This window comes from Curvibacter sp. GW821-FHT09D12 (genome assembly GCF_059416245.1).
The window spans coordinates 95358-121215 of record NZ_JBWKOU010000015.1 but is presented as its reverse complement, the minus strand read 5'-3'; the positions used below and the strand labels follow the sequence as shown (position 1 = coordinate 121215).

Sequence of the window (25858 nt, the reverse complement as noted above, 5' to 3'; positions counted from 1 at the left end):
ATGCCGAACGCTGCCCCTTACCCCGCGATGCCCCCTGCCCGCCAGGCCTGGGCTGTCTGTGCCGGCCACTTCCAGCCGCTGCACCGCCATGACCTGGCCTTGATCCAGACTGCACTGCGCCATGCCCAGCGCGTGGTGGTGGTGCTGGCCGGGGCCTGGCTGGCGCGCAGCCCGGCCCACCCCCTGAGCTGGGGCGAGCGCGCCGATCTGATCCGCGCCTCGCTGCCACCACGCGATGCCGAGCGCCTGCGCTTTATGCCACTGCGCGAGCTGGGCGAGGCCGGGCGCAATGCCCAGGCGCTGCGCGAGGGTGTGGCCCGCCTCAGCGGCGAGGCGCCCGACACGCTGTTGCGCGTGCTGCCCGCGGGGCAGCCCGAGGCCAGTGGGTGGCAGGCCATGGCAAGCGCCCCGGTGCTGCAGGCCAGTGCCCCCGAAGGCAGCCCCTGGCCCGATGAGGGCGCGCTGCGAGATCTGTGGTTCAACGCCGACAGCCCTTCGCGCGGGCTGGCCCGCCTGAGCCCGCACCTGGCACCCGACACCCTGAAGGCGCTGGGCGATCTGGTCGACACCGCGCGCTACGAGGCCTTGCGCGCCGAATGGCGCACGCTGCGCCAGCAGCGCGAGGCCTGGGCCGTGGCGCCCTACCCACCGGTGTTCGTGACGGTGGATGCGCTGGTGCGCTGCGCCGGCCAGGTGTTGCTGATCCGGCGCGACCGCCACCCGGGAGCGGGCCTGCTGGCCCTGCCCGGCGGTTTTCTGGAGCAGCAGGACACCCTGCTCGAATCAGCCCTGCGCGAGGTGCAGGAGGAAACCCGGCTGGCCTTGCCGCCGGCCGAGTGGCGCGCCGCCCTGCAGGGCGTGGCCGTGTTCGATGCCCCGGGCCGCAGCCAGCGCGGGCGCACCATCACCCATGCGCACTTTTTCGACCTGGGCCAACGTCCTCTGCCCGCGGTGACCGGCGACGACGATGCCCGCGAAGCCTTGTGGGTGGCCCAGCAGGATCTGGCAGGCCTGGAAGAACAGTTCTTTGACGACCACTTTGGGGTGATCGATCACTTCTTGAAGCTACTTCAGGCTTGAACCCCGGGTGACGGCCGGCGTCGCCAGGGCCCAGAACACGCTCAGTTGGGCATCGAGCACGGCCACCACCGCGGCGTCCAGTGCGCCGTGGTCGGCATGTTCGTGCACGATCTCCATCACTTGGTCAGGCGACAGGCCCGCGCGGTAGGGCCGGGTCTGCACCAGGGCCTGGAACACGTCGGCCACGGCCACGATGCGGGCCTCGATCGACAGCTCGCCGCCCAGGTGGTAGGGGTAGCCCGAGCCGTCGACGCGCTCATGGTGTTGGGCCGCCCACAGGGCAACGTCCTCCAGACCATGGATGGTGCGCAAGATGCTGTAGGTGTCAAAGCTGTGCCGCTTCATGACCGCGTACTCCTCGGGGGTGAGGCGGCCCGGCTTGTCGAGCAGTTCATCGGGCACACGCAGCTTGCCCAGGTCGTGCAGCAGACCGGCCAGCTCCAGCATCTCGCAACGACGCTCCGACAGGCCCAGGCGCTCACCCAGGGCGCGCGACAACCGGGCCACGCCCTCGGAGTGCTCGCGCGTGAAGGGGCTCTTGGCGTCGACGATGACCGAGAAGATGCGCACCAGGCTGCGCAGCTCGGCAAAGGGGACGTCGCGCACCCGGTCGTGGGCGATCCATTCGTGAGCGTAGCCGCGCACCTGCTCGCTCTCCAGGCTGAACCAGAAGGCCTCACTGGCCGAGGCCTGCAAAAAGGCATCCACCAGCTCGGGGCAGAACCAGTCTCCCCGCCGGGCCGCGATGGCCTGGCGCGTGTCCTCGCGCCCGTACAGGATGTTGGACTGGTCCTTGAGCGCGGCCAGGGTCAGGATGTCGGTGCGGTCCACCAGGTAGATGCAATTGGCCGCCAGCTTGACCTCGTCGCTGAGGGGAAGCCCCTGCAAGGTGCTCCAGTGGGTGTGGTGGTGCAGCACGATATCGGCCAGCGGGGCCAATGAAGGGCAGCTGCGCAGCAGCTCGGCGCCGATGCGGCAGTGCTCGGCCTCGCCCTCCCATTCGAACTGGGTCAGGCGGCGGTGAATATAGGTGCGCGACACCCCGCTGTCATGCAGCATGCCGGCCTGGAACAGACGGTCCAGGCGCTCGGGTGCCCAGCCCAGCACCTTGGCGCACTCCACCGCCATGTAGGCCACCCGCTTGCCGTGGTGGATGTGGGTCACCCCCACCAGGTCAAGGGCATCCGACAGCGAATAGATGACGTCGCGCAGATTGACCTGGAAGGTGGACATGTGAAATGGGCAAAAATTGACGCCCCATCGTCGGCTTGGGCCCCCGTGCTGTCAAGCCGTTGGGGCAAACGTTGGTCAGCTAGCCGAGCAAAAGCAATTCACACGCCCTTGGAAAGCGCTACATTCGGGCCATGAAAACCACCGACGGCTCCTCGACCGCCCACCCCGCCGTTCTGTGCGAGGAACTGGCGCCATCGCTGTACCCGGACGGACGCATGAGGCCTGCAAGCACCGAGAAGGCCCCGGTTGAACAGAACACCCCCGATGACACACAGACAGGCTTCCTCGCACGAGGCCGGGCATCACTGGCCGCAGCACGAATGGGGGAGCCTTTGATCACCGCAGACCAGGTGATCCAGGAGATGCGTGACCGCCTGGCACGCGCCCAGCAGACCTTGCGGTGAATTTCTCCGTCTTCCTGACAGAGGCCGCGCGGCAGGATATCCAACGCCTGTTCGATTTTGTTATTGAACGTGAGTTGCGCCGCGCCAGTGGGCGCCTGGAAGCTGCGGAAGAAGCGCTGGAAACCATTGCTGCAGGTCTGAAGCGCCTGGAACGCTTTCCCCACACCTGCCGCAAGGCGGATGGCGATCCCGCTCTGCGCGAGTTGGTGATCTCTCACGGCGCCACAGGCTACGTGGCCTTGTTCGAGATCACAGAGCCGGCCACCGTGATCGTGGCAGCCATCCGCCACCAAAGAGAGGACGATTACCCGTCAGCCTGAAACGAAGTTCAACGCAGCACACTCGACATCGCCGCCAGCGCATTCAGGCTGCGCACCGCGTCCTGCACGCTGGCGCAGGGCAGGCTGAGGGTGTCGCCGTCTTCGCGCTGCACCGCGGGCCAGAGGCTGAAGACATCGGCCAGGGCCGGGGTCTGGCATTGCACGCACAAGGTCAGCGGCGTGGGCAGGGTCCAGGCCGGCGGGGCGCCCTCGCCCTGCAGGCGCAGCACGGCCTGATGGCTGGCCTGCTCGATCTGGGCGCAGGCAGCCTGGGGCGACAGCGAGCGACCGCTGCGCGCGCCATCCGACCACTTGACCACGCTCATGTCGGTCGGGGGCAGCAGGGCCGCCACCTCGTCGGCCAGCACGTCGCAGCCGCTGACCAGCAGCACCGGCACGCCCAGCTCGCCGGCCAGCGCCGCGTACAGGCCCACCTCGCCCAGCTCGCGCCCGCCCAGCCAGACGCGGGCAAAGGCAAAGCTGTTGGTGGTGTGGGCCAGCACGCCACGGGTCTTGGCCCGGGCGTGCCAGCCGATCATGAGCACGCCGTCCACGTCCTGTTCCACCCCCGCCATCATGCCCAGGGTGCGCGGCTTGCCCTGGATCAGTTGGGCCCGCGGGTCCAGCAGGTCGGCCAGCAGGTTGCCGAAGTGGCCGTGCGAGTCGTTCACCAGCACCTCGCCGGCACCACCCGCCAGGGCGCCGCGCACGGCGGCATTGGCTTCTTCAGTCATCCAGCGGCGGGCGCGTTCGTACTCGCCGTTGCCGGCCTGGGTCTGCTCGGGACGCCAGACGCCGGCCACGCCTTCGATGTCCATGGAGATCAGGATCTTGGGTGCAGGCATGGCCTCAGTCTTTCGGGTGGAGCAGCGCCCAGGGCGCTTGGGTCAGCAATTCAGGCGCCACGGCGGTGAGCGCAGGGCGGTGGTGACCGTCGCGCCCGGTCAGGGGCACGGCGGCCCACAGCGCGTGCACGATGGCCTGTTCGGTGGCCTCGGCAGCCGCCTGGAAGAACAGGTCCAGTGCGCTTTCATGCAACAGGGTGACGCTGGGCATGGCCTGGTCGGCGCGCTGCGGCAGGCGGTAGGCGGTGGAGAAGGCCAGGGCCACATCGCCGCTGCCGTGGCCATAGTCGGAACCGGTGCGCGCCAGGCCGACCGCCGAGCGCCGGGCCACGCGCTGCAGCTGCCGGGCATCCAGCGGGGCATCGGTGGCCAGCACGATGATGATGGAGCCGCGCTCGGGCCCGGGCGCCTCGGCGCCGACGATGCGCTGCTGCAACACGGGCCCGATGCAGCAGCCCGCCAGGGTCAGGGCCTCGGGACGCCCCTGGTTGGCCAGCACCAGGGCACCCAGGGTGTAGCGGCGCCCCTGCCAGTCGAACTGGCGCGAGGCCGTGCCGATGCCGCCCTTGAGGCCGTGGCAAGACATGCCCCGCCCGGCCCCCACCGCGCCCTGCGCGAAGCAGGCGCCTGCCCCCGCCTCGCGCGCGGTCTGCAGCGCCTGCAGCACATGCGACTCCTGCAGCGCCAGGGCCTGGGCGTCATTGAGCCAACCGTCGTTGCACTCGAAAACCAGGGGGTTGAGAGTGGGCAGGCTGCGCGCCAGCTCGGGCTGGTGGGCGATCGCATCGCGGATCAGCGCGTTGCTGGCCGTGCCCACGCCGAAGGTGCTGACCAGGGCGATGGGCGATTCGATCTGCCCCAGCTCCTGCACCTGCATGAGGCCGGCGCTTTTGCCAAAGCCATTGATGACGGCCAGGCCAGCCGGCAGCTTGTGCAGAAACAAGTCACCCAGGGCCGGCAGCAGCACCGTCGCGCCGGTCTGCACGGAGCCCTCGGACAAGGTGACGTGGCCCAGCGAAACGCCGGCCACGTCGGTGATGGCGTCCAGCGGACCGCTGCCCAGGGTGCCGACTTGGGGTGCGCCCAGGAAGGTGCGTTGCATGGTTCAGTTCCGGTCCAGCTTGGGGTCGAGCGCGTCGCGCAGGCCGTCGCCCAGCAGGTTGAAGGCCAGCACGGTGACGAAGATCGCCAGGCTGGGGAACAGCGCGATGTGCGGGGCATTGAGCATGTCGGCCCGTGCCTCGTTGAGCATGGCGCCCCACTCGGGGGTGGGCGGCTGCGCGCCCAACCCCAGAAAGGACAGGCTGGCCGCGGTGATGATGGAGGTGCCGATGCGCATGGTGAGGTACACCACCACCGAGGACACCGTGCCCGGCAGCAGGTGACGCAGCATGATGACGGCATCGGTGGCGCCAATGGAGCGCACTGCCTCGATGTAGGTCTGGTGCTTGAGGGCCAGCACATTGCCGCGCACCAGGCGGGCAAAGGCCGGCACGCTGAACACGGCCACCGCCACGATCACATTGATCATGCCGTTGCCCAGAATGGCCACGATGCCGATGGCCAGCAGGATGCCGGGGAAGGCAAACAGCACGTCGGACATGCGCATCACGATGCGGTCCCACCAGCCTTCGTAGTACCCGGCCAGCAGGCCCAGGCCGGTGCCGATCACAGCGCCCACCGCCACCGAGATGAAGCCGGCGGCCAGCGAGATGCGCGTGCCCAGCAGGATGCGGCTGAAGATGTCGCGCCCCAGGGCATCCACGCCAAACCAGTGCGCCGCGCTGGGTGGCGTGTTGAGCGCGTCGTAATCGAAGTAGTTTTCGGCGTCGTAAGGCGCCAGCCAGGGCGCCAGCACCGCGATGGCCACCAGCAGCAGCACAAAGCCGCCGGCCCACAGGGCCACACGCTGGCGCTTGAACTGGCGCCAGAACTCAGCCGCCGGGGTGCGGACCTGCTGGGCAGGCACAGGGCGGTCAGGGGTGGTTTGTTCGGTCATTTACTTGAATCGGATGGTCGGGTTGATCAGGGCGTACAACAGATCGACCACCAGGTTGATCAGGATGAATTCGAGCGAAAACAGCAACACCAGGGCCTGGATCACGGGGTAGTCACGCATGTCCACCGCATCGACCAGCAGGCGGCCCATGCCGGGCCAGTTGAAGACCACCTCGACCACGATGGAGCCGCCCAGCAAAAAGCCGAACTGCAAGCCCATCATGGTGACCACCGGGATCAGCGCATTGCGCAGCCCGTGCTTGACCACCACCACGGTCTCTGACAGGCCCTTGGCGCGGGCCGTGCGCACGTAGTCCTCTTTGAGGATGTCGATGAAGGAGCTGCGCGTGAAGCGCGCCATCACGGCCGCCACGCCCGCGCCCAGGGTGAGCGAGGGCAGGATGTAGTGGCGCCAGCTGTCGGCCCCCACGGTGGGCAGCCAGCCCAGTTGCACCGAGAACAGCTGCATCAGCAGCATGCCCAGTGCAAACGACGGAAACGAGATGCCCGACACCGCCAGCGTCATGCCCAGGCGGTCGGGCCAGCGGTTGCGCCACACCGCCGACACCATGCCCAGCACCCCGCCCAGCAGCACCGACCACACCATGGCCGCCACCGTGAGCCACAGTGTGGGCGCAAAGCGCTCGGCGATCTCGGTGGCCACCGGCCGCTTGCTGCGGATCGAGGTACCGAAATCGCCCTGCAAGGCATGGCTGAAAAAGCGCAGAAACTGCTGGTGCAGCGGCAGATCCAGCCCCAGGTCCTGCCGCACCAGCTCCACCGTCTCAGGCCCCGCCTCCGGCCCCGCGGCCAGCCGTGCCGGATCACCCGGCAACAGGTGCACAAACGAAAACACCAGCACCGCCACGATCAGCAGCGTCGGCAACAGCCCCAGCAGGCGCCTGAAAAGGTAATGGATCATGGATCTCAAGCTCAATCAAAAAAATCCTGGGCGACCAAGGCCCCATCGTGATGGCTATCGGTCTGACATCAGGACCTCACACAGAGTACGCCCGGCGCACAGCACTAGGCGTCCCAACGCCCTCACCGTTCAGAAGGCTGCGGAGCAAGCCATGCCAGCAGACACCGTGGAGCGGGCTTTGCCCGGCCACGGGTGTCGTCCCCCTGGGGGGATGGCGCCGAAGGCGACTCAGGGGGGGGGGTTATTTCAATTCAATTTCGTCGAAGTTGAAGTTCCAGTCCGGCATCACATAGAAACCGGCCAGGTTGCGTGCGCGCACCGACAGCGAGCGCTCGGTCACCAGGAAGGCCCAGGGCGCGTCCTTCCAGATCTGCTGCTGGGCTTCGGTGTAGAGGCGGGTCTTCTCGGCGCGGTCTGTGGTGTTCAGGGCCTTGGCGATGTTGTGGTCCACCACCTCGTTCTTGTAGTACGCAGTGTTGAACAGGCGAGGCGGGAAGGACTCGGAGGCCAGCAACGGGCGCAGCGCCCAGTCGGCTTCGCCGGTCGACGACGACCAGCCCACGTAGTACATGCGCACCGGGGCGGTGGCCGGGTCTTGTGCGCTTTCCACGCGCTCGACGCGCTGGCCGGCCTCCAGGGCCTGCACCTGCACCTTGATGCCCACCTGGGCCAGTTGCTGCTGCACGAACTGGATCACCTTTTGCGCCGTGGTGTGGTTGTAGGCGCTCCACAGCGTGCTTTCGAAGCCGTTGGGGTAGCCCGCCTCTTTCAGCAGTTCACGCGCCTTCTTGGGGTCATAGGGCCAGGGGCCGAGCTTGACCGAGTAGTCCACGCCCTTGGGCGCCACCGAGTCCATCGGGTCGGCAAAGCCCGAGAAGGCCACCTTGGCCAGGGCTTCCTTGTTGATGGCGTAGTTGATGGCCTGGCGCACCTTCGGGTTGTCGAAGGGCTTTTGCTGCATGTTGAACGAGATGTAGCGCTGCACGATCGAGGGCCCCTGGGTCACTTCCAGGCTGGGCTTCTTGCTCAGGTTCTCGACCGCTTCAGGCGGCAGCGTGAAGGCGAAGTGCGCCTCATTGGTCTGCATCATGGCGGCACGGGTGTTGTTGTCCACCACCGGGCGCCAGGTGATGGTGTCCACCTTGGGGTAGCCCTTCTTCCAGTAGCCATCGAACTTGGCGACCTTCATGTAGTCGGTGGCTTTCCACTCGACGAACTTGAAGGGGCCGGTGCCCACCGGGTTCTGCGCAATGCCCTTGTTGCCGTACTTGGCCAGGGCCGCGGGCGAGATGATCACGCCCGAGGGGTGGGCCAGGGTGTTGATGAAGGGCGAGAAGGGCTCTTTGAGGGTGAAGCGCACCGTGGACGGGTCCACCACCTCGGTCTTGGCGATGTTCTTGTACAGGTTGTAGCGCTTGAGCTTGTTGTCGGGGTTGGTCACGCGGTCGAAGGTGACCTTGACGGCCTCGGCATTGAAGTCGGTGCCGTCATGGAACTTGATGCCCTTCTTGAGCTTGACGGTGTAGACCAGGCCGTCCTTGCTGACGGTGTTGCTCTCGGCCAGCACCGGCACCATCTTCATGTCCTTGTCGAAGCTGTACAGCCCTTGGTAGAAGGACTTGGCCACCGCCTGCGACACGGTGTCGTTGGCGTCATAGGGGTCGGTGGTGGTGAAGCTCGAGTACAGCGCCACCACCACGTCTTTGGAGGCATGGGCCGACGAGACCGACAGGCCGGCCAGCACCAGGGCGGCGGCAAGGTGATTCAGTTTCAGTTTCATGGTGAAGTCACTCCGGGGTTGAAGAAGAAAACAAAAAAGGGGTGGCAGGGCGCTGAACACGCAACACCTCAGTAGGCGCCGCCGACACGGTGGCGGGCCACGAAGTGGCCAGGCGCCACCTCGTGCAGCGGGGCCACCTCGGGCGGATTGTCCAGCGCCCGGATGGGGCTGGGAATGTCGTCCGACAACAATTCGCGCACGGGGCGGCGGCTGGGGTCGGCAATGGGCACGGCGCTCATCAGGCGGCGCGTGTAGGCGTGCTGCGGGTTCTCGAACACGGCGCGGCGCGGCCCGATCTCGACAATCTGGCCCAGGTACATCACGGCCACGCGGTGGCTGATGCGTTCGACCACCGCCATGTCGTGCGAGATGAACAGGAAGGCAATGCCGAACTCGGCCTGCAGGTCGAGCATCAGGTTGATGATCTGGGCACGGATCGACACATCGAGCGCCGACACCGCCTCGTCGGCGATCACCACCTTGGGGTTGAGCGCCAGGGCGCGCGCAATCGCGATGCGCTGGCGCTGCCCGCCCGAGAACTCGTGTGGGTAGCGGTGCGCCGCCTCCGGCGGCAGGCCCACCTTCTGCAGCAGCCACTGAACCCGCTGCTCGGCCTCGGCGCGGGTGGCCAGGCCGTGCAGCAGCAAGGGCTCCATGACCGAGAAGCCCACGGTCAGGCGCGGGTCCAGCGAGGCAAAGGGGTCTTGGAACACGAACTGGATGTCGCGCCGCAGCGCGCGCAGATCGGCCCCCTGCAGGCCGGCGATGTCACGCCCCGCCACCTGCACACGGCCGGCGCTGAACTCAAGCAGGCGCGCCAGCGAGCGGCCCGTGGTCGACTTGCCACAGCCCGACTCGCCCACCAGCGACAGGGTCTCGCCTGGCTGCAGGCTGAAGCTCAGTTGCTCCACCGCATGGACCCGGCGCGTGACCCGGCCCAGCCAGCCGCCGCGCAAGGGAAAGTGCGTGACCAGGCCTTCGACCTGCAGCACCGGGGGCTGATCGCGGCGCACCGTGTCGACCGCCGTCAGGCTGGCCACGCTGTCGCTGGCCTCCTGGCCCGGCAGGGCAAAGCGGGCCGGCAGGGCGTGCCCCTGCATGGCGCCCAGGCGCGGCACAGCCGCCATCAGGGCCCGGGTGTAGGGCTGCTGGGGCTGGGCGAACAGCGGCTGGCAGGCGCCCTCCTCGACCTTGTCACCTCGGAACATCACCAGCACGCGGTCGGCCACCTCGGCCACCACGCCCATGTCGTGGGTGATGAAGATCACGCCCATGGCCAGGTCGCGCTGCAGCTGCTGGATCAGCGTGAGGATCTGGGCCTGGATGGTCACATCGAGCGCCGTGGTGGGCTCGTCGGCAATCAGCAAGGCGGGCTTGCAGGCCAGGGCCATGGCGATCATCACGCGTTGACGCATGCCGCCCGAAAGCTGGTGCGGGTGCCGCGTGAGCACGTTGCGCGCCTCGGGGATGCGCACCAGATCGAGCATGCGCAGGGCCTCGGCCAGCGCTGCGCTGCGCCTCAGCCCCTGGTGCAGCCGGATCGACTCGGCGATCTGCTCGCCCACGGTGAACACCGGGTTCAGGCTGGTCATGGGCTCCTGGAACACCATGGCCAGGTCGGCGCCGCGCAGGCTGCGCATCTGGCGGGCGCCAGCCTGGGCCAGGTCCACGCGCTCGCCGTTGCGGCGCGTGAGCCACATGCGACCGCTGTCGATGACGCCACCGCCCTGCTCGATCAGGCGCATCAGCGCCAGCGAAGACACCGACTTGCCCGAGCCCGACTCGCCCACGATGGCCAGGGTCTCACCCGCATCGACGTGGAAGTTCAGGCCCTTGACGGCCTGCAGGGGGCCTTGCTCGGTGCTGAAGCTGACGCGCAGGTCCTGCACCTCCAGCACGCGACGTGCGCTCTCGGCGGGGGGGATGGGCATTGCACTCATGCAGGACTCCGGTCGTCTTCGTCAGCGTAGATGGCCACCACCGGAGGCTGGCCCGGACGGACCCAGCCGCGGTACATCCCCTCGGTGTTGAAGGGCAAGGCCACCTGCCCTTGCGCGTCCACCGCGATCAGACCACCGCGCCCGCCCAGGGGCGGCAGCTTGTCGTGCACCACGCGACGGCAGGCCTCGGCCAGGCCGAGGCCGGCGTACTCGATCAGGGCCGACACATCATAGGCGGCCATGCCCCGGATGAAGGCCTCGCCCATGCCGGTGCACGACACGGCCACGGTGCGGTCGTTGGCATAGTTGCCTGCGCCCACCAGGGGCGAATCGCCCACCCGGCCAGGCAATTTGTTGGTGACACCGCCGGTGCTCGTGGCCGCGGCCAGGTGGCCCTGCGCATCCAGGGCGACCGCGCCCACCGTCCCCATCTTGGCGCGCTCGTCCAACGGCGCCTTGGCCGCCAGCAGGTTCTGGGCATCGTGGTCGAGTGCCGCTGTTCCACCAGGCGCCGCCTGCACACTGCGCAACTGGGCCAGGCGCTCCGGCGTGTCGAACCAGTCGGGCGCCACGGTTTCACACCCCCGCTCGATGGCAAAGCGCTCGGCCCCCTCACCGATCAGCAGGACCGGGCTGGCCGAGGCCAGCACGGCGCGCGCCGCCAGCACCGGATTGCGCAGACGGCGCACACCCGCCACCGCACCGGCGGCCAGATCGCTGCCACGCATCACGCAAGCGTCCAGCTCATGGCGCGCATCGGCGGTATAGACCGCGCCGCGCCCGGCGTTGAACAAAGGGCACTCCTCCAGCAGGCGCACGGTTTCGGTCACCACATCGAGCGCGTCGGCACCCTGGGCCAGCAGGGCCTGGCCGGCCAACAGAATGTCGTTCAGCGCGCTGCGGTAGCGGGTCTGCTGCTCGGGCGTGATGGCGCCACGGGTCAGCGTGCCCGCGCCGCCGTGCAGCACCAGCACGGGGGTCGGGCGGGAAGAAGTGGGGTGGGCTGTGGACAGCATGGGCGAGGGTCTGCTCCGTCGGTCGGTCGTTAAGTCAGTCGTTCGGCGTGCCAGGGCGGGCGGGCCCGCGGGGCCGGTCACGCCCTTCGGCAAGAGCGTCAAGGTGCAGCCAGGGCATGACGCTTTGGGTCAGCTCATGCTGGCGCTGCACCGCCGCATCGCTGCGCCGCGCCACGGCCGCCACCAGGGCCTCGATCAGCGCCAACGCGGTGGCGTTCGAGGTGGCGGCCACCTGACGCTGGATGTGGGCGTACAAGGTGCAGTCGGCCAGCGCCACCAGAGGTGAGGCGGGCTTGTCGGTCAGGGCCAGGATGCGCACACCGCGCTCACGCGCGAGCCGGGTCAGCTCAACGGTGTCACTGACGTAGCGCGGAAAGGCCAGCGTGATCAGCAGGTCGCGTGGCCCGCGCCGGAACAGTTGGCGCGCGGCATGCGAAGGGCCGCCGGCCTGGGCCAGGCAGCTCACGCCGCTGCAATAAGGTTCGAGTTCGTGCTGCAGCAGGCCGGCCAGGAAGGCGCTGCTGCCCCAACCCAGGGTCATGACCTGATCGGCTTGCAGCAGCAGTTCGACGGCCTGCTCACAAGGTTGGTCCTGCAGGGCTTGCAGCGTGCGGTCCAGGTTGTCGCGCGTTTCCTGCAAGGAGGCCGCCATGGTCTGCACCGTGCCGGCAGGCTGCTGCAGGTTGCTGCGCAAGCTCTCAACGGGTGCCAGCACCGATTCGAAGCCGCGGGCCAGCTCGGCCCGGAATTGCGGGTAGCCGGCAAACCCCAGTGCCCGGGCCAGCCGGTTGGCGCTGGCCACAGAGACCTCGGTCTCGCGCGCAAATTCCTCGATGCTCAGCGTGGCGGCCCGGAAAGGGTGCGCCAACACGGCCCGCGCCATGCGTTGCAGTGCCGCCGGCAGGGCCGGCGCCTGGCTGGCCACATGCTGCAGCACGGGCAGGCCGGCAAAACGGCCGGTCCAATCAGCATGGGCGAGGTCACGGGACATGGTGGAAGGCGAGGTTTGTAAAAAAGTTTTCAGAGAACTGAAATACTGTAAAGCAATTTACAGGCCTGCCGCATGGGGTTCTTCCCGGGGGGCCAATGGGGCGGGGCGAGGCCCCATGCACCGATCGGGGGCGTGGGGCCCCAGAAGGCTGCAGCCCAGTGCACAGGCGAAAAAAAACCCGGCGGCTGCCGGGTTTTCCAAACTGGAGTTGAAAAGGTATTGCGTAACAATCAACCAGCATCCAACGCCTGAGGGGCTTTGACCGCCCTGCCGCAGCAGACCGGTGTCACCCCAGGATCGGTCATTCCGGACAGCGAAGATTCGCTGGCGCGACTCCGGACGACGACCCGGGGCGGCCCATCGGCGCCCACATTCTTCCCTGCATGCTTGTCAGCCCTTCAGCGGCCGGATCTACCGTCTGAGACGGCTTGGCGACAAATGAGCCGAAAAGCCCTTCGAATGTAACAATCCGATACGAAATCCGCAAGCCCGCCCGGCGACTCCAAGGGTCAAAGGGAGGCGCCCGAGGGCCTTCCCCTCCGGGGGCTCAGGCCAGCGTCATCAGACTGGCGTTACCGCCGGCCGCCGCGGTGTTGACGCTGAGGGCTCGCTCGACCCACAGCCGCTCCAGGGGGATCGCGGCCTCGCCCGGCAGCAGACCGGTGATGCCCACGATAGGGCCCGGGCGCTGGGCCACTCGCAAGCCCACCTGGCGCAGGGCAGCGGGCTCACCGTGGTGCAGCACGGCATCAAAGTGGGTTTCCGGGCGGGTCCAGTCACTGCACAGCACGATCCGGCCTTGCACCTCTTCGGGCAGGCGTTGCAACAGAGCCTGGGCGCTGTCAGGCCAGACCGCCTGGCTGCCCACGGCCAGCACGGCAGCCAGTTGGCACAGGCGGTCGCTGTCCTGATCGGCCAGGCACAGCACGGACTCACGCGGCAACAGGCTGTAGACATTGCGCTCGCCGGTCGGGCCACGCAGACAACGCGCACGGCGGGTCTGGCCCTGCGCCCCCCATTGCGCGCAGGCCGCCGCCACGGCCGGCTGGGCGTTGCGTTCGGCCCACTCGGCCAAGGCTTGCAGAGGCGCCAACAGTGCAGCCGACGCGGGGTCCGCCGACACCGTGGCGCCCTCGTCGTCAAGGCTGCTCGCCAGAGCCGCCTCAGGGCGCTGGGCCAGCAGGCGGTACAGGTACAGCGGACCGCCTGCCTTGGGCCCGGTGCCCGACAGGCCTTCGCCACCGAAGGGCTGGACGCCCACCACCGCGCCCACCATGTTGCGGTTCACATACACATTGCCGGCATGGGCCCCGGCGACCACGCGCTCGATGGTTTCATCGATGCGGGTGTGCAGGCCCAGGGTCAGCCCGTAGCCGGTGGCATTGATCTGGTCGAGCAACTCGGGCAGGGCTTCGCGGCGGTAGCGCAGCACGTGCAGCACGGGGCCGAACACCTCGCGCTGCAGTTCGCTGAGGCTGTTCAGTTCGATCACGGTGGGCGGCACGAAATGGCCGTGCCGGGTGTCGTCCAACCCGCCCCGACCCAGGGGCTGCTGCACCCGGCGGCCCTGGGCACGCAGGGCATCGATGTGGCGCAGCAGGCCGGCCCGGGCTTCGGCATCGATCACCGGGCCCACATCGGTGTGCAGCTGATCGGGGCGGCCCAGGCGCAACTCGGCCATGGCGCCAGTCAACATCTGCAGCACGCGGTCGGCGGCCTCTTCCTGCACGCACAACACGCGCAGGGCCGAGCAGCGCTGGCCCGCACTGTCAAAGGCCGAGGCCAGCACGTCGGTGACCACCTGTTCGACCAGGGCGGACGAGTCCACGATCATGGCGTTCTGACCGCCGGTCTCTGCGATCAGCGGGATCGTGCGTCCGCTCGGGCTCAGGCGGCCGGCCAATTGGCGTTGCAGCAGGCGCGCCACCTCGGTGGAGCCCGTGAACATCACCCCTTGCACCCGCTCGTCGGCCACCAGGGTGGCCCCCACGGTTTCACCGCGGCCGGGCAGCAGTTGCAGCACGGCGTCGGGCACGCCGGCCTGGCGCAGCAGGCGCACGGCCTGCGCGGCCAGCAAAGGGGTCTGCTCGGCCGGCTTGGCCAGCACCGGGTTGCCGGCGGCCAGGGCGGCGGCCACCTGGCCGGTGAAGATGGCCAGCGGAAAGTTCCAGGGGCTGATGCAGACCACGGGGCCCAGCGGACGGTGCGGCAGATCGGCCAGATCGCGGCGCGCCTGGGCGGCGTAATAGCGCAGGAAATCGACCGCCTCGCGCACCTCGGCCACGGCATTCGCGCAGGTCTTGCCCGCTTCGCGCACCAGCAGGCCCATCAGCACGCCCAGCTGTTGCTCCATCAGGTCAGCGGCCTGCTCCAGGGCCAGGGCCCGCCGAGCCGGGGCCGTGGCGGCCCAGCCGGGTGCGGCCTCGGTGGCCGCCTGCAGCGCCCATTCGACGCCGGCCAGGGTGGTTTCCTGCACCCGGCCAACGGGGTCGCGCAGATCAGCCGGGTTGAGCACCGGCTGGGCCGGTTCGGCCCACTCGGCCTGGGCCTCAGGTCCGGCCAGCAGCGGCTGGGCCTGCCATTCGACGTGGGCGCTGCGCAACAGGTCGGCCTGCAGGGCCTGCAGCGCGGTGTCGCACGCCAGGTCCACGCCCTTGGAGTTGCGGCGGGCCGCGCCGTACAACTCGGGCGGTGTACCGATCGATGGGTGGGGCAGCCCCAGCGTGCCTTCGCGCAGCGCCATCTGCTCGACGGTCTGCACCGGGTCCTGGACCAGTTCGTCCAGCGGCAGGCTGGTGTCGGCAATGCGGTTCACGAACGAGGTGTTGGCACCGTTCTCCAACAGGCGGCGCACCAGGTAGGCGAGCAGGGTTTCGTGGTTGCCCACGGGCGCATAAATGCGGCAGGGCCGGTTCAGACGGCCCGCCGTTTCCGGGCCCACCACCTGCTCGTACAGGGGTTCGCCCATGCCGTGCAGACACTGGAACTCGTACTGACCGGGCTGGTAGCGGGCCGGGTCGGCCAACTGGTAGATGGCGGCCAGGGTGTGGGCGTTGTGGGTGGCGAACTGGGGGTAGATGGCCTCGGGCGCAGCCAGCAGGCGGCGGGCGCAGGCCAGGTAGGACACGTCGGTATAGGCCTTGCGGGTGTACACGGGGTAGTCGCTCAGGCCATCGAGCTGGGCACGCTTGATTTCGCTGTCCCAGTAGGCGCCCTTGACCAGGCGCACCATCAGGCGGTGAGCACTGCGCCGGGCCAGGTCGATCACGCAGTCGATCACTTGCGGGCAGCGCTTCTGGTAGGCCTGGATCACGAAACCGATGCCGTTCCAGCCCGCCAGAGCAGGCTCGAAGCAAAGGCGCTCAAGCAACTCCAGCGACAGCTCCAGGCGGTCGGCTTCTTCGGCGTCGATGTTCAGACCGATGTTCTGGCCACGCGCCTGCAGCGCCAACTGGCGCAGCACGGGGTACAGCTCGGCATGGACGCGGTCGTGCTGGGCCCGGCTGTAGCGCGGGTGCAGCGCCGACAACTTGATCGAGATGCCGGGGCCTTCATACACGCCGCGCCCGGCCGAGGCCCGGCCGATGGCTTCGATGGCCTGCTGGTAGTCACGCAGGTAGCGCTGGGCATCGGCGGTGGTGAGTGCGGCCTCGCCCAGCATGTCGTAGGAGTAGCGAAAGCCCTGGGGCTCCAGGGTGGCGGCATGGCGCAGGGCCTGGGCGATGGTTTCGCCCGTCACGAACTGCTCGCCCATCATGCGCATGGCCATGTCCACCCCTTTGCGGATCAGGGGCTCGCCGCCGCGCGCGGTCAGCCGCCCCAGCGCCGCCCCCAAGCCACTTTCGCTGTGGGTGGAAACCAGCTTGCCCGTCAGCAGCAGGCCCCAGGTGGCTGCGTTGACGAACAACGAAGGGCTTTTGCCCAGGTGGCGTGCCCATTCGCCATGGGCGATCTTGTCCCGGATCAGGGCATCGCGGGTGGCGGCATCGGGGATGCGCAGCAAGGCTTCGGCCAAGCACATCAAGGCCACCCCCTCCTGGGACGACAGCGCGTACTCCTGCAGCAGGCCCTGCACCAGGCCGGCCCGGCCGCCGGCACTCTTGCGCTCGCGCAGATGGCGAGCCAGACGCTGGGCCAGTAGCTGGGTGGCGTCGGCCAAGGGCTGGGGCAGGCGGGCTTGCTTGAGCAACTCGGGCACCACCTCGGTCTCGGGCCGGCGCCAGGCTGCGGTGATGGCAGCCCGCAGCGGGTCCGCTGACAGCAGGCCTGGCGTGAACGGCTGGAAAGGGATGCAGGTGTCGGCATCGGCACTGAGGGGCGGACGGACTGACATGGCGAGGCTCCTTGGATTCGGTGAATTGCGCTATCTTCCAAGCCTTAACGCCGAATGTTTATCCATATTTATTCGATTTGAATGAACAAATCACCAGGCAATTCACCTTCCGTGCGCAGGTCATGCGAGCGTCGCACAATGGACGGCATGAAATCACTGCAAGACATTGCCCTGTCCATGCTCGATCTGGTGGCGGTTCGCGAAGGCGGCACCGTGGCCGACGCGCTGTCCATCGCCCTGCGCACCGCCCAGCACGCCGAAAAGCTGGGCTTCAAGCGTTACTGGCTGGCCGAGCACCACAACATGAGTGGCATCGCCAGCTCGGCCACCGCCGTGCTGGTGGGCCACATCGCTGGCGGTACCGAGCGCATCCGCGTGGGCTCGGGCGGCGTGATGCTGCCCAACCATGCGCCGCTGGTGGTGGCCGAGGCCTTCGGCACCCTGGCCGAGCTCTACCCGGGCCGCATCGACCTGGGCCTGGGCCGCGCACCGGGCACCGACGGGCTGACCATGCGGGCGCTGCGCCGGGACCGGGTGGAGACCGAAGAAGACTTTCCACGCGATGTGGCCGAACTGCAGCGCCTGCTGGGCCCGGTGCAGCCCGGCCAGCGCCTGATCGCCATGCCGGGCGCCGGCACCCAGGTGCCGATCTGGTTGCTGGGCTCCAGCCTGTTTTCGGCCCAGCTGGCGGCCGAGCGCGGTCTGCCCTATGCCTTTGCCTCGCACTTTGCGCCGCGCCTGCTGCTGCAGGCGGTGGACCTGTACCGGCGCCTGTTCAAGCCCTCGGCCACGCTTGAAAAGCCGTATGTGGTGATTGGCGTGCCGCTGATTGCAGCCCCGACCGATGAAGAGGCCGAATTCCTCGCCAGCAGCACCTACCAAAGGGTGCTGGGCATCCTGACCGGTGACCGACGCCGCCTTCAGCCCCCGCTGCCGCATTTCCGTGCCCAGCTGGCACCCCAAGAACGCGCCGCGGTCGACGACTTTCTGGCCGCCGCCGTGGTGGGCGGACCTGGCACCGTGCGTGAGGGCCTGGCGCGGCTGGCCGACCTGACCCAGGCCGACGAATTCATGCTCGTCAGCGACGTGTTCGATCCCACCCTGCGCCTGCGCTCACTGGAGATTGCCGCAGCGGCCCGACAGGGCTGAGCCGCCCCGGGCGCCACGCGCCCACCTCCTGTCGATCCCCCCGACAGGCCTGAGCCCGCCCACCGGCTGCGCGGCCCAGGCCCCGAGTTTTCCACTCAAGCATTGATCTGAAATTCTTTGAATTTCGGCCACTCTGCTATAGACTTGGCTCGTTTCAATCACGAAACTATGTTTTACCTAAGAAACGAACCGGATTGGAGAACGTCATGAGTGCATCTGCGGCCGCCGAAGGCGTGCAAACCGCGTACCAACCGCCTGAGGGCATGGATCTGGGGCAATGGCTGAAGTCGCGTGTGGCCACGCGCGCCACCCGCCGCTACGACTGGGAGGCCCTGAAGTTCCAGGCTGATTTCGACCCCAAGTACGCCCGTGCCCAGATGCGCTACATCGGCACCGGTGCCACCGGCGTGGACAGCGACGAGAACACGGTGGTGGCCGAGCACTTCACCTTCTCCACCATGATCCTGCCGGCCGGCGCCGAAGGCCCGCTGCACATTCACACCGATGCCGAAGAAGTGTTCTTCGTGATGCGCGGCCGCGTGAAGCTGATTGCCGAGCTGAACGGCGAAACCTGGGAAATGGAAGCCGGCGAACGCGACCTGATCTCCTGGCCCGTGGGCGTGTACCGCGGCGTGATCAACATCGGTGACGAAGAAGCCCTGATGTGCGTGATGATCGGCAACCCCAAGCCGGTGACCCCCACCTACCCGCCCAGCCACCCCTTGGCCAAGGTCAAGCGCTGAGCCCCTGGCCAGCCACCCACGAGGAAACAACATGAGTGTTCAGGGCATTGACGAAATCACCTTCGGTGCGGCGGACCTGGCCAAGTGCCGCCAATTCTTCAGCGACTGGGGCCTTCACCTGGTGTCCGAGGAGCCGCAAGAGCTGGTGTTCGAGTCGCTCAACGGCTGCCGCGTGAAGGTGGCCCATTCCGACAAGCCTGGCCTGCCCGCCGGCATCGAGGCCGACCCCACACTGCGTGAAGTGGTATGGGCCGTGGGCTCGAACGCCGAACTGGACGTGCTGCGCTCGCGCCTGGCCGGCCAGCCCGGCTACGTCGACGATGGCCAGCGCATCGGCTGCACCGACCCCAACGGCCTGGCCGTGCGGGTGCAGGTGACGCGCAAGCGCGTGCTGGACCTGCCCTGCGCGCAGACCAACACCTGGGCCACACGCGGCCGGGTGAACCAGCCCAGCCCGGCCTACGACCGCGCCACGCCGGTCGAAGTGGGCCACGTGGTGTTCTTCGTGAAAGACCTCGCAGCCACCACCGCCTTCTATGAACAACACCTGGGCTTCGTGGTGTCCGACCGCTACCCCGGTCGCGGCCACTTCATGCGCTGCGCCCCCGAGGGCGGCCACCACGACCTGTTCCTGCTGCAACTGCCCGAGCCCCGCGCCGGCCTGAACCACGTGGCCTTCACCGTGCGTGACCTGCACGAAGTGATTGGCGGCGGCATGCACATGTCGCGCTGCGGCTGGAGCACCGAGCTCGGCCCGGGCCGGCATCCGATTTCGTCGGCCTTGTTCTGGTACTTCATCAGCCCGGCCGGTGCCCTGGTCGAGTACTACACCGACGAAGACGAGCTGACCGCCGACTGGCAGGCCCGCGATTTCACCCCCGGCCCCACCGTGTTTGCGGAATGGGCCATCAAGGGGGGCATCGACGGCCAGACACGACGCCAGGTCAACGCCGATGCACCGAGCGGTCGCTTCATGACCGATCGCCCCAAAGACTGATTCCCTCAGATCACCCCACGAACCCTCCGGAGGTTATTGATGAGCGCCACCCCCCCTCTCTACAACGAAACCCACCAGCACCGCGAAGCGCCGCCCACGGCCTACGAGACCCTGCTGGGCGACTCGATCGAACGTGCTTTCGCGCAAGGCCTGCACGAAATCGAAGCCCTGATCGACTACCTGAACAAGGCCGGCCCCGCCGGCCCCAACAGCCAGCCCTGGACGGTTGAGACCTTCAAGGCCGAAATGGCCCGCCTCGGCGCCTGACCCCCCCTCACCCTGGAGCACCTCAAGATGCAAACGTCCAACGTCTATTTCCAGCAAGACCCGGTCGACGCCGCCCTGGCCGTGGGCCTGAAAGACCTGTGGTTCCCGATCTGCCCCTCGTCCTTCCTCAAGAAGGACCCGATCTCGCTGCGCCGCATGGGCTACAAGATCGCGCTGTGGCGCGACCATGAAGGCAAGGTCCACGCGCTCGAAGACCACTGCCCGCACCGCGGCGCCCCGCTGTCGCTGGGCGTGATCCTGGGTGATCGCATCGCCTGCCCCTACCACGGCGTGGAAGTGAGCCATGACGGCACCGTGACCAGCGTGCCCGCCATGCCCGGCTGCAAGCTGGAAGGCTCGCGCACCACCCGCATGTTCCATGCGGTCGAAAGCAATGGCGCGATCTTCCTGTTCAACTCGACCGAGCCGCAAATCGACACCCCGCCGCCGCTGCGCCTGCCTGAAGAGCTGACCTCGCCCGAGTGGTCCTCGTTCCTCTGCTACACCGAGTGGGGCTGCGACTACCGCTATGTGATCGACAACGTGATCGACCCCATGCACGGCACCTTCCTGCACAAGCAGTCGCACACCATGTACGAAGGCGATGTGACGGCCGAATTCCACATCCGCGACACCGACACCGGCTTCGTGTTCGAGAAAAAGGGCCAGCGCAACGTCAACTTCGACTGGACCGAGTGGATCGACACCGGCATCCACCTGATGCGCCTCGAGATCCCGTACCCGAAGACCGGCGGCCCTGGCGGCAACTTTGCCATCATCGGCAGCTACACCCCCATCAGCCGCCAGGCTTCGGGCGTGTTCCACTGGCGCTGCCGCAAGGTGGACGGCTGGCAGCGCGACACCTGGCGCTTCCTGTACAAGAACCGCCTGGAGCAACGCCACTGGAATGTGCTGGAGCAAGACCGTGTGGCCGTCGAGACCATGGAGCCCGATGCCAACCAGCGCGAGTTCCTGTACGCCCACGACATGGGCATCGTGCGCCTGCGCCGTCACCTGAAGGGCCTGGCCCAGGCCCAGATCGACCGCACCGCCACCCCGGCCTGAGCGCAAGCGGCCTGAACCGCCCGGCACGCTCTCAAAGCGACTGACAAGCGCCCCCGACCGCACCTGGCAAGCCCTGGCTACCAGCTTGCCTCGGGGGCGCAACGCTCTGTGACCGACATTAAACTCAAGCCCTCCCGACCCCACCCACAGCCCCCGTCACGGCCATGTCGAATCTACTCAATGCCTACATCCACGCGCTTCGTTACGAGGCCGAGGACATCCACAGCGTCGAACTGCGGCGCGCCGGCGGAGGTGAACTGCCCGAGTTCGCCGCCGGCTCCCACATCGACCTGCACCTGCCCAACGGGCTGGTGCGCAGCTACTCGCTGCTCAACGCCGCCGGCGAGCGCCACCGCTATGTGCTGGGCGTGCTGAAAGACCGGCGCAGCCGCGGCGGCTCCCGCTGTGTGCACGAAGCCCTGCGCGTGGGCCAGACCATCGCCATCAGCGAACCGCGCAACAACTTCGCGCTGCACGAAGACGCAGGCCACTCGGTGCTGGTGGCGGGCGGCATCGGGGTGACGCCCATCCTGTGCATGGCCACCCGGCTGAAGCAGTTGGGTCGCTCATTCGAAGTGCTGTACTTTGCCCGCTCGCGCAAGAGCGCGGCCTTCATTGCCGAGCTGCAGGCCCTGGGCGCACCGCTGCACCTGCACTTCGACGACGAACAGAGCGGCCCTCCTGACCTGAAAGCCCTGCTGGCCGCCCGGCCCGCCCAGGCGGACACCCACTATTACGCCTGCGGCCCCGCCGTGATGCTCGACGCCTTTGAAAAGTTCTGCGCCGAGCTGGGCTACGCCAACGCCCACATCGAACGCTTCACTGCCGTCGAGGTGGCCGCCGCCTCCGATGCGCGCCAAAGCTTCACGGTCGAGCTCAAGCGCTCGGGCAAGTCGATCACCGTCGAGGCCGGCCAAAGCCTGCTGCAGGCCCTGAACGCCGCCAAGATCAATTGCGTGACCAGCTGCGAAGAAGGCATCTGCGGCGCCTGCGAGACCCGCGTGCTGGAGGGCCAGCCCGACCACCGCGACTCGGTGCTCAGCACCGCGGAACGCGCGGCCAACAAGGTGATGATGATCTGCGTGTCGGGCTGCAAGAGCGAGCGCCTGGTGCTGGATCTTTGAGCGTGCCTCAGCCAACCGTTTGAAGTGATGCAAGAGGATCGCACGGGCCTGCGCATCCTCGGCGGGGCACGTTTCGACAACGTGCCCCATGATGGGAGCCCGAGGTGACTCAGGTCTCGCGACGGGGCGGCCTGCGCGTCCTGGGCGCCATGTCCTCCCAGCTCGCACGCTCCTGTTCGATGGCCTCGCGCAATTCATCTTCCGACGGCAAAACCAATCTGTACTGGGATGCGAAGATCTGCTCGCTGCCCTTCAAGACGGAATACCGTGCCACCGACAGATCCTTCTGATCGCACAACAGAATGCCAACAGTCGGGTTGTCGGCAGGTCCACGCCTGAGTTCGTCGTACATGCGCACATACATGTCCATCTGCCCAATGTCCTGATGGGTCAATCGACCGGTTTTCAGATCGATCAGTACAAAACACTTGAGCAGGTAGTTGTAGAACACCAGATCAATATAGAAATCCTGAAAATCAGTGCTCACCCGCTGCTGACGTGCGACGAAGGCAAATCCTTGCCCCAACTCCAGCAAGAAGGATTGCAACTTGTCCATCAAGGCCTGCTCTAGGCTGGACTCCAGCAACCGGCCCGACCCAGGTAAGCCCAAGAACTCCAACATCACAGGATCTCGCACAAAGTCCCGCGGTCTGGGCTCTGGCGCGGGGGCGGGCCCGTTATCAGCGGGGGCCATGACTTGATCGGTGTCGAGCAAACGTCGCTCGTAGTAAAGGGTATCGATCTGCCGATCAAGGACCCGTGAGCTCCAATTCTGGCTGGCCGCTTCTGTCATGTACCAACGGCGAGCTTTCTGATCGCTCACGCGCAAGAGCATTCTGTAGTGGGTCCAACTCAATTCGCGACGCAGTGCGTCGCGAATTGGGAAGCCCAGAAAGAAGCCACGCATGTGTCTGAGGTTGGAGACGTCAAAGCCCTTACCAAACTCGCGGCTGAGGGTCTCAGCCAACCGGGGCAGCAACCTTTGGCCATACGCGGCCCGAGAGGTGCCACCTTGCTCAAATTCAACGATGTGGCGCCCGATCTCCCAACAGGTCGTCACCTGCACCACGTCCACCGCCCGCAGCGCTTGACGGCGCCCGCGGTGAATGGCGTCCCGCAACACGTCCAGCAGACCTGACAGGGATACAGAGTCCGAGGCGGGCACTTGTTTCATGCGCTTGCTCCTTGCTGGGCGATCGTCCAAGAATGCAAGGAGTCTGTGGCTGCCAACGCATGCGCTCGCCATGGTTCTCAGGCCCGACAGGATCAAGGGGGCTGGCAAATGACTGCGCGGCCCATCGGGCTGCCCAGCTCAGACTCGCGCCCCCAAAGACCCAAGCCCGGTCCCAGGGCAGAAGTCAGAACGTCCCCGGGTAAGACCCCCCATCCAACAGCACGTTCTGCCCATTGATGTAGCCCGCATGCACGCTGCACAGGTAGGCGCAGGTGTTGCCAAGCTCGTCGGGCTGACCCAGGCGACGCGCCGGGTGGCGGGCGATGCGGGCGGCGCGCACGGCCTCGGCGGTGCTGCCTTCACGCCGCGCCTGGGCTTCGAAGTTGCCGGCCAGGCGGACGGTGTCGAAGGTGCCGGGCAGCACGTTGTTGATGGTGACGCCGCGGGCCACGGTGCTGCGCGCCAGCCCGGCCACAAAGCCGGTCAGGCCGCTGCGGGCGCCATTGGACAGGCCCAGCCCATCCACCGGGGCTTTCACGGCGCTGGAGGTGATGTTGACGATGCGGCCAAAGCCGCGCGCCATCATGCCGTCCAGCGTGGCCTTGATCAGCTCGATGGGCGCCAGCATGTTGGCGTCCAGGGCCTTGATCCAGTCCTCGCGCTGCCACTGGCGGAAGTCGCCTGGCGGTGGGCCGCCTGCGTTGGTGACCACGATGTCGAAGTCGGGGTGCGCTGCAAAGATGCGGGCGCGCCCTTCGGCGCTGGCCACGTCGGCCGCCACCCAGTCGGCCCGGCCGGGTCCGAGGGCGTTCAGACGCTCGGCCGCTTCGCGCAGGGGCCCTTCGGTGCGGGCCACGATGACCACCTGCACACCTTCGCGCACCAGCGCGGCGGCACAGGCCAGGCCCAGGCCTGAACTGGCGCCGCACACCAGGGCCTTGCGGCCCGAAATTCCCAGATCCATGACTCGCTACTCCTTGCTTAGCGTGGTGGCTGCTTCAGGCCGTGGCCCAGGGCATGGGCGACTCGTTCAGGCCCCAGTACCAGCTCTTCTGGGTCGTGTACTCCAGGATGCCGAGGCGGCCTTTTTCGCGCCCGGTGCCGCTCATCTTGACGCCACCGAAGGGCGTGCTGACCGAGAACACCTTGTAGGTGTTGACCCAGACGGTACCGGTCTGCAGGGCCTGGCCCAGGCGCCAGGCGGTCTTGTAGTCGCGCGTCCAGATGCCTGAGGCCAGGCCGAACACGTTGTCATTGCACTGGGCCACCAGGTCGGCCTCGTCACGCCAGGGCAGCAGGGCCAGCACCGGGCCGAAGATTTCTTCCTGGCACATGCGGGCGCTGTTGGGCAGGCCTTCGATCACGGTGGGGGTGTAGTAGCTGCCGCGCTCGAACAAAGCGCCCTCGGGCCGCACGCCGCCGGCCAGCAACTGGCCGCCTTCGTCCAGGCCCAGTTGCACGTAGCGCTCGACCGAGGCACGGTGGCCCTGATTGACCAGGGGCCCCATCTGGGTGCTTTCGCTGGAGGGATTGCCCACACGCAGCGCCTTCACGCCGGCCAGCAGGCGGGCCTTGAACTCGGCGTAGACGCTTTCATGCACAAAGGCGCGTGAGCCGGCAATGCAGGACTCGCCCGAAGAGCTGAAGATGCCATACAGCACCCCGGCCACGGCGTGGTCCAGATCGGCGTCGGCGCACACGATGGTGGGCGACTTGCCCCCCAGCTCCAGCGAGGTGGGCATGAGCTTTTCAGCCGCCAGGCGGGCAATGCCCAGGCCGACGGTGGTGCCGCCGGTGAAGGCGATGCGCTTGATCAACGGGTGCTTGACCAGGGCATCGCCCACGATCGAGCCCTTGCCCGGCAGCACGCTGATGATGCCCTCGGGCACACCGGCCTGCTCAGCGATGCGGGCCAGCTCGATGGCCATGCGCGGGGTGATCTCGGCGGGCTTGAACACCACGGCACAACCGGCTGCCAGCGCCGGGGCCAGCTTCTGGGCCTCGCTGGCGATGGGGGAGTTCCAGGGGGTGATGGCCCCGACCACGCCCAGAGGCTCGTGCGCGCTCAGGGTGAAGTAGTCGCCACGCGCCGGGGTGAGCTGGTCCTCCCAGGTTTCGCAAGCCGCCGCAAAGAACTGGAAGGTGCCTGCCGCGCTGGCCACCAGGGCTCGGGTTTCCTTGATCGGCTTGCCGTTGTCCAGGCGCTGCAGCTGGGCCAGCTCTTCACCGCGCTCACGGATACCGGCCGCGATGCGGTGCAGGATGGCCGCCCGTTCATGCCGCTTGAGCCCCGCCCAGGCGGGTTGCTGACGGGCACGCTCGGCGTACTGGACCGCCTCGTCCACATCGGCGGCGGTGGCCGCATGCAGGGTGGCGACGGTGCTGCCGTCGTGCGGGTATTCGGTGGCGTACTCGGGGCCGGAGGCATCGCGCCAACGCCCGGCCAGCAAGGTTTGCAGTTTTTCGGTCATGGAGGG

The 25858-nt window shown here is 67.6% G+C and carries 22 protein-coding genes; 9 read left to right on the top strand and 13 right to left on the bottom strand.

Going from position 1 to position 25858, the window contains the following annotated elements; genetic code table 11:
* Positions 1-1080 carry an NUDIX domain-containing protein gene (locus AC07PT_RS21685; RefSeq protein WP_494658048.1) on the top strand — a complete coding sequence of 360 codons (1080 nt, stop codon included), beginning with the start codon at positions 1-3 and terminating at the stop codon, positions 1078-1080.
* Here AC07PT_RS21685 and AC07PT_RS21680 read toward each other — a convergent pair.
* The gene (locus AC07PT_RS21680; protein WP_494658047.1) at positions 1066-2313 is read right to left on the bottom strand and encodes an HD domain-containing phosphohydrolase; all 1248 of its coding nucleotides are present in this window, start codon (positions 2311-2313) and stop codon (positions 1066-1068) included. The genes AC07PT_RS21685 and AC07PT_RS21680 overlap by 15 nt on opposite strands.
* A gap of 131 nt (positions 2314-2444) precedes the next feature.
* Between AC07PT_RS21680 and AC07PT_RS21675 the strand changes: the two genes are divergently transcribed.
* Positions 2445-2717, top strand: coding sequence for a hypothetical protein (locus AC07PT_RS21675; protein ID WP_492349677.1), 273 nt, complete (start codon positions 2445-2447; stop codon positions 2715-2717).
* On the top strand, positions 2714-3037 hold the full coding sequence (locus AC07PT_RS21670) for a type II toxin-antitoxin system RelE/ParE family toxin (protein ID WP_494658046.1): 324 nt from the start codon (positions 2714-2716) through the stop codon (positions 3035-3037). The genes AC07PT_RS21675 and AC07PT_RS21670 overlap by 4 nt, the downstream gene beginning before the upstream one ends.
* A gap of 8 nt (positions 3038-3045) precedes the next feature.
* Here the strand turns inward: AC07PT_RS21670 and AC07PT_RS21665 are convergent, their stop codons facing one another.
* The 9 genes from AC07PT_RS21665 to putA all read right to left on the bottom strand — a co-directional run bounded on the left by AC07PT_RS21665 (position 3046) and on the right by putA (position 16862).
* A complete protein-coding gene (locus AC07PT_RS21665; RefSeq protein ID WP_494658045.1) occupies positions 3046-3882 on the bottom strand; it encodes a M55 family metallopeptidase in 837 nt (278 codons plus the stop codon).
* A 4-nt stretch (positions 3883-3886) separates the two neighbouring features.
* The gene (locus tag AC07PT_RS21660; RefSeq protein ID WP_494658044.1) at positions 3887-4984 is read right to left on the bottom strand and encodes a DmpA family aminopeptidase; all 1098 of its coding nucleotides are present in this window, start codon (positions 4982-4984) and stop codon (positions 3887-3889) included.
* A 3-nt stretch (positions 4985-4987) separates the two neighbouring features.
* Positions 4988-5881: a glutathione ABC transporter permease GsiD gene (gene gsiD / locus AC07PT_RS21655; protein ID WP_494658043.1), complete on the bottom strand. Its 894-nt coding sequence runs from the start codon at positions 5879-5881 to the stop codon at positions 4988-4990.
* Positions 5882-6802, bottom strand: coding sequence for a glutathione ABC transporter permease GsiC (gene gsiC / locus AC07PT_RS21650; protein WP_492349672.1), 921 nt, complete (start codon positions 6800-6802; stop codon positions 5882-5884). It abuts the gene before it with no gap.
* Positions 6803-7043: 241 nt separating this feature from the next.
* Entirely contained in the window at positions 7044-8582 is a 1539-nt protein-coding gene (gene gsiB / locus AC07PT_RS21645; protein WP_492349671.1) for a glutathione ABC transporter substrate-binding protein GsiB, read from the bottom strand.
* A gap of 68 nt (positions 8583-8650) precedes the next feature.
* The gene (locus AC07PT_RS21640) at positions 8651-10522 is read right to left on the bottom strand and encodes a dipeptide ABC transporter ATP-binding protein (protein ID WP_494658042.1); all 1872 of its coding nucleotides are present in this window, start codon (positions 10520-10522) and stop codon (positions 8651-8653) included.
* Positions 10519-11538, bottom strand: coding sequence for an isoaspartyl peptidase/L-asparaginase family protein (locus AC07PT_RS21635; protein WP_492349669.1), 1020 nt, complete (start codon positions 11536-11538; stop codon positions 10519-10521). Before AC07PT_RS21635 ends, AC07PT_RS21640 begins: the two co-directional genes overlap by 4 nt.
* A 34-nt stretch (positions 11539-11572) precedes the next feature.
* The gene (locus tag AC07PT_RS21630) at positions 11573-12529 is read right to left on the bottom strand and encodes a MurR/RpiR family transcriptional regulator (RefSeq protein WP_492349668.1); all 957 of its coding nucleotides are present in this window, start codon (positions 12527-12529) and stop codon (positions 11573-11575) included.
* A 547-nt stretch (positions 12530-13076) separates the two neighbouring features.
* Positions 13077-16862: a trifunctional transcriptional regulator/proline dehydrogenase/L-glutamate gamma-semialdehyde dehydrogenase gene (putA, locus tag AC07PT_RS21625; protein WP_494658041.1), complete on the bottom strand. Its 3786-nt coding sequence runs from the start codon at positions 16860-16862 to the stop codon at positions 13077-13079.
* A gap of 138 nt (positions 16863-17000) precedes the next feature.
* Between putA and AC07PT_RS21620 the strand changes: the two genes are divergently transcribed.
* The 6 genes from AC07PT_RS21620 (at position 17001) to AC07PT_RS21595 (ending at position 22207) form a co-directional block, all read left to right on the top strand.
* The gene (locus AC07PT_RS21620; RefSeq protein ID WP_492349666.1) at positions 17001-18011 is read left to right on the top strand and encodes an LLM class flavin-dependent oxidoreductase; all 1011 of its coding nucleotides are present in this window, start codon (positions 17001-17003) and stop codon (positions 18009-18011) included.
* Positions 18012-18274: 263 nt separating this feature from the next.
* Positions 18275-18754 carry a cupin domain-containing protein gene (locus tag AC07PT_RS21615; protein ID WP_492349712.1) on the top strand — a complete coding sequence of 160 codons (480 nt, stop codon included), beginning with the start codon at positions 18275-18277 and terminating at the stop codon, positions 18752-18754.
* 31 nt (positions 18755-18785) lie between these two features.
* Positions 18786-19751: a VOC family protein gene (locus tag AC07PT_RS21610; protein ID WP_494658040.1), complete on the top strand. Its 966-nt coding sequence runs from the start codon at positions 18786-18788 to the stop codon at positions 19749-19751.
* A gap of 39 nt (positions 19752-19790) precedes the next feature.
* Positions 19791-20018: a recombinase-like helix-turn-helix domain-containing protein gene (locus AC07PT_RS21605; protein WP_492349664.1), complete on the top strand. Its 228-nt coding sequence runs from the start codon at positions 19791-19793 to the stop codon at positions 20016-20018.
* Positions 20019-20045: 27 nt separating this feature from the next.
* Positions 20046-21083, top strand: a complete 1038-nt coding sequence (locus AC07PT_RS21600) for a Rieske 2Fe-2S domain-containing protein (protein ID WP_494658039.1) — start codon at positions 20046-20048, stop codon at positions 21081-21083.
* Between the two features lie 164 nt (positions 21084-21247).
* Positions 21248-22207: a PDR/VanB family oxidoreductase gene (locus tag AC07PT_RS21595; protein ID WP_494658038.1), complete on the top strand. Its 960-nt coding sequence runs from the start codon at positions 21248-21250 to the stop codon at positions 22205-22207.
* A 109-nt stretch (positions 22208-22316) separates the two neighbouring features.
* Here the strand turns inward: AC07PT_RS21595 and AC07PT_RS21590 are convergent, their stop codons facing one another.
* The 3 genes from AC07PT_RS21590 to AC07PT_RS21580 form a co-directional block, all read right to left on the bottom strand.
* Entirely contained in the window at positions 22317-23381 is a 1065-nt protein-coding gene (locus AC07PT_RS21590) for a PDDEXK nuclease domain-containing protein (protein WP_494658037.1), read from the bottom strand.
* Between the two features lie 184 nt (positions 23382-23565).
* Positions 23566-24345: an SDR family oxidoreductase gene (locus AC07PT_RS21585; protein ID WP_492349660.1), complete on the bottom strand. Its 780-nt coding sequence runs from the start codon at positions 24343-24345 to the stop codon at positions 23566-23568.
* 34 nt (positions 24346-24379) lie between these two features.
* Positions 24380-25852: an aldehyde dehydrogenase gene (locus AC07PT_RS21580; RefSeq protein ID WP_494658036.1), complete on the bottom strand. Its 1473-nt coding sequence runs from the start codon at positions 25850-25852 to the stop codon at positions 24380-24382.
* Positions 25853-25858 lie beyond the last annotated feature (6 nt).

Coding starts and splice junctions, on each gene's coding strand:
- AC07PT_RS21665 (WP_494658045.1), bottom strand. CDS start 3,882: ATGCCTGCACCCAAGATCCTGATCTCCATGGACATCGAAGGCGTGGCC.
- gsiC (WP_492349672.1), bottom strand. CDS start 6,802: ATGATCCATTACCTTTTCAGGCGCCTGCTGGGGCTGTTGCCGACGCTG.
- AC07PT_RS21590 (WP_494658037.1), bottom strand. CDS start 23,381: ATGAAACAAGTGCCCGCCTCGGACTCTGTATCCCTGTCAGGTCTGCTG.
- AC07PT_RS21605 (WP_492349664.1), top strand. CDS start 19,791: ATGAGCGCCACCCCCCCTCTCTACAACGAAACCCACCAGCACCGCGAA.
- AC07PT_RS21680 (WP_494658047.1), bottom strand. CDS start 2,313: ATGTCCACCTTCCAGGTCAATCTGCGCGACGTCATCTATTCGCTGTCG.
- AC07PT_RS21635 (WP_492349669.1), bottom strand. CDS start 11,538: ATGCTGTCCACAGCCCACCCCACTTCTTCCCGCCCGACCCCCGTGCTG.
- AC07PT_RS21585 (WP_492349660.1), bottom strand. CDS start 24,345: ATGGATCTGGGAATTTCGGGCCGCAAGGCCCTGGTGTGCGGCGCCAGT.
- AC07PT_RS21600 (WP_494658039.1), top strand. CDS start 20,046: ATGCAAACGTCCAACGTCTATTTCCAGCAAGACCCGGTCGACGCCGCC.
- AC07PT_RS21675 (WP_492349677.1), top strand. CDS start 2,445: ATGAAAACCACCGACGGCTCCTCGACCGCCCACCCCGCCGTTCTGTGC.
- gsiB (WP_492349671.1), bottom strand. CDS start 8,582: ATGAAACTGAAACTGAATCACCTTGCCGCCGCCCTGGTGCTGGCCGGC.
- gsiD (WP_494658043.1), bottom strand. CDS start 5,881: ATGACCGAACAAACCACCCCTGACCGCCCTGTGCCTGCCCAGCAGGTC.
- AC07PT_RS21685 (WP_494658048.1), top strand. CDS start 1: ATGCCGAACGCTGCCCCTTACCCCGCGATGCCCCCTGCCCGCCAGGCC.
- putA (WP_494658041.1), bottom strand. CDS start 16,862: ATGTCAGTCCGTCCGCCCCTCAGTGCCGATGCCGACACCTGCATCCCT.
- AC07PT_RS21595 (WP_494658038.1), top strand. CDS start 21,248: ATGTCGAATCTACTCAATGCCTACATCCACGCGCTTCGTTACGAGGCC.
- AC07PT_RS21660 (WP_494658044.1), bottom strand. CDS start 4,984: ATGCAACGCACCTTCCTGGGCGCACCCCAAGTCGGCACCCTGGGCAGC.
- AC07PT_RS21640 (WP_494658042.1), bottom strand. CDS start 10,522: ATGAGTGCAATGCCCATCCCCCCCGCCGAGAGCGCACGTCGCGTGCTG.
- AC07PT_RS21620 (WP_492349666.1), top strand. CDS start 17,001: ATGGACGGCATGAAATCACTGCAAGACATTGCCCTGTCCATGCTCGAT.
- AC07PT_RS21610 (WP_494658040.1), top strand. CDS start 18,786: ATGAGTGTTCAGGGCATTGACGAAATCACCTTCGGTGCGGCGGACCTG.
- AC07PT_RS21580 (WP_494658036.1), bottom strand. CDS start 25,852: ATGACCGAAAAACTGCAAACCTTGCTGGCCGGGCGTTGGCGCGATGCC.
- AC07PT_RS21630 (WP_492349668.1), bottom strand. CDS start 12,529: ATGTCCCGTGACCTCGCCCATGCTGATTGGACCGGCCGTTTTGCCGGC.
- AC07PT_RS21615 (WP_492349712.1), top strand. CDS start 18,275: ATGGATCTGGGGCAATGGCTGAAGTCGCGTGTGGCCACGCGCGCCACC.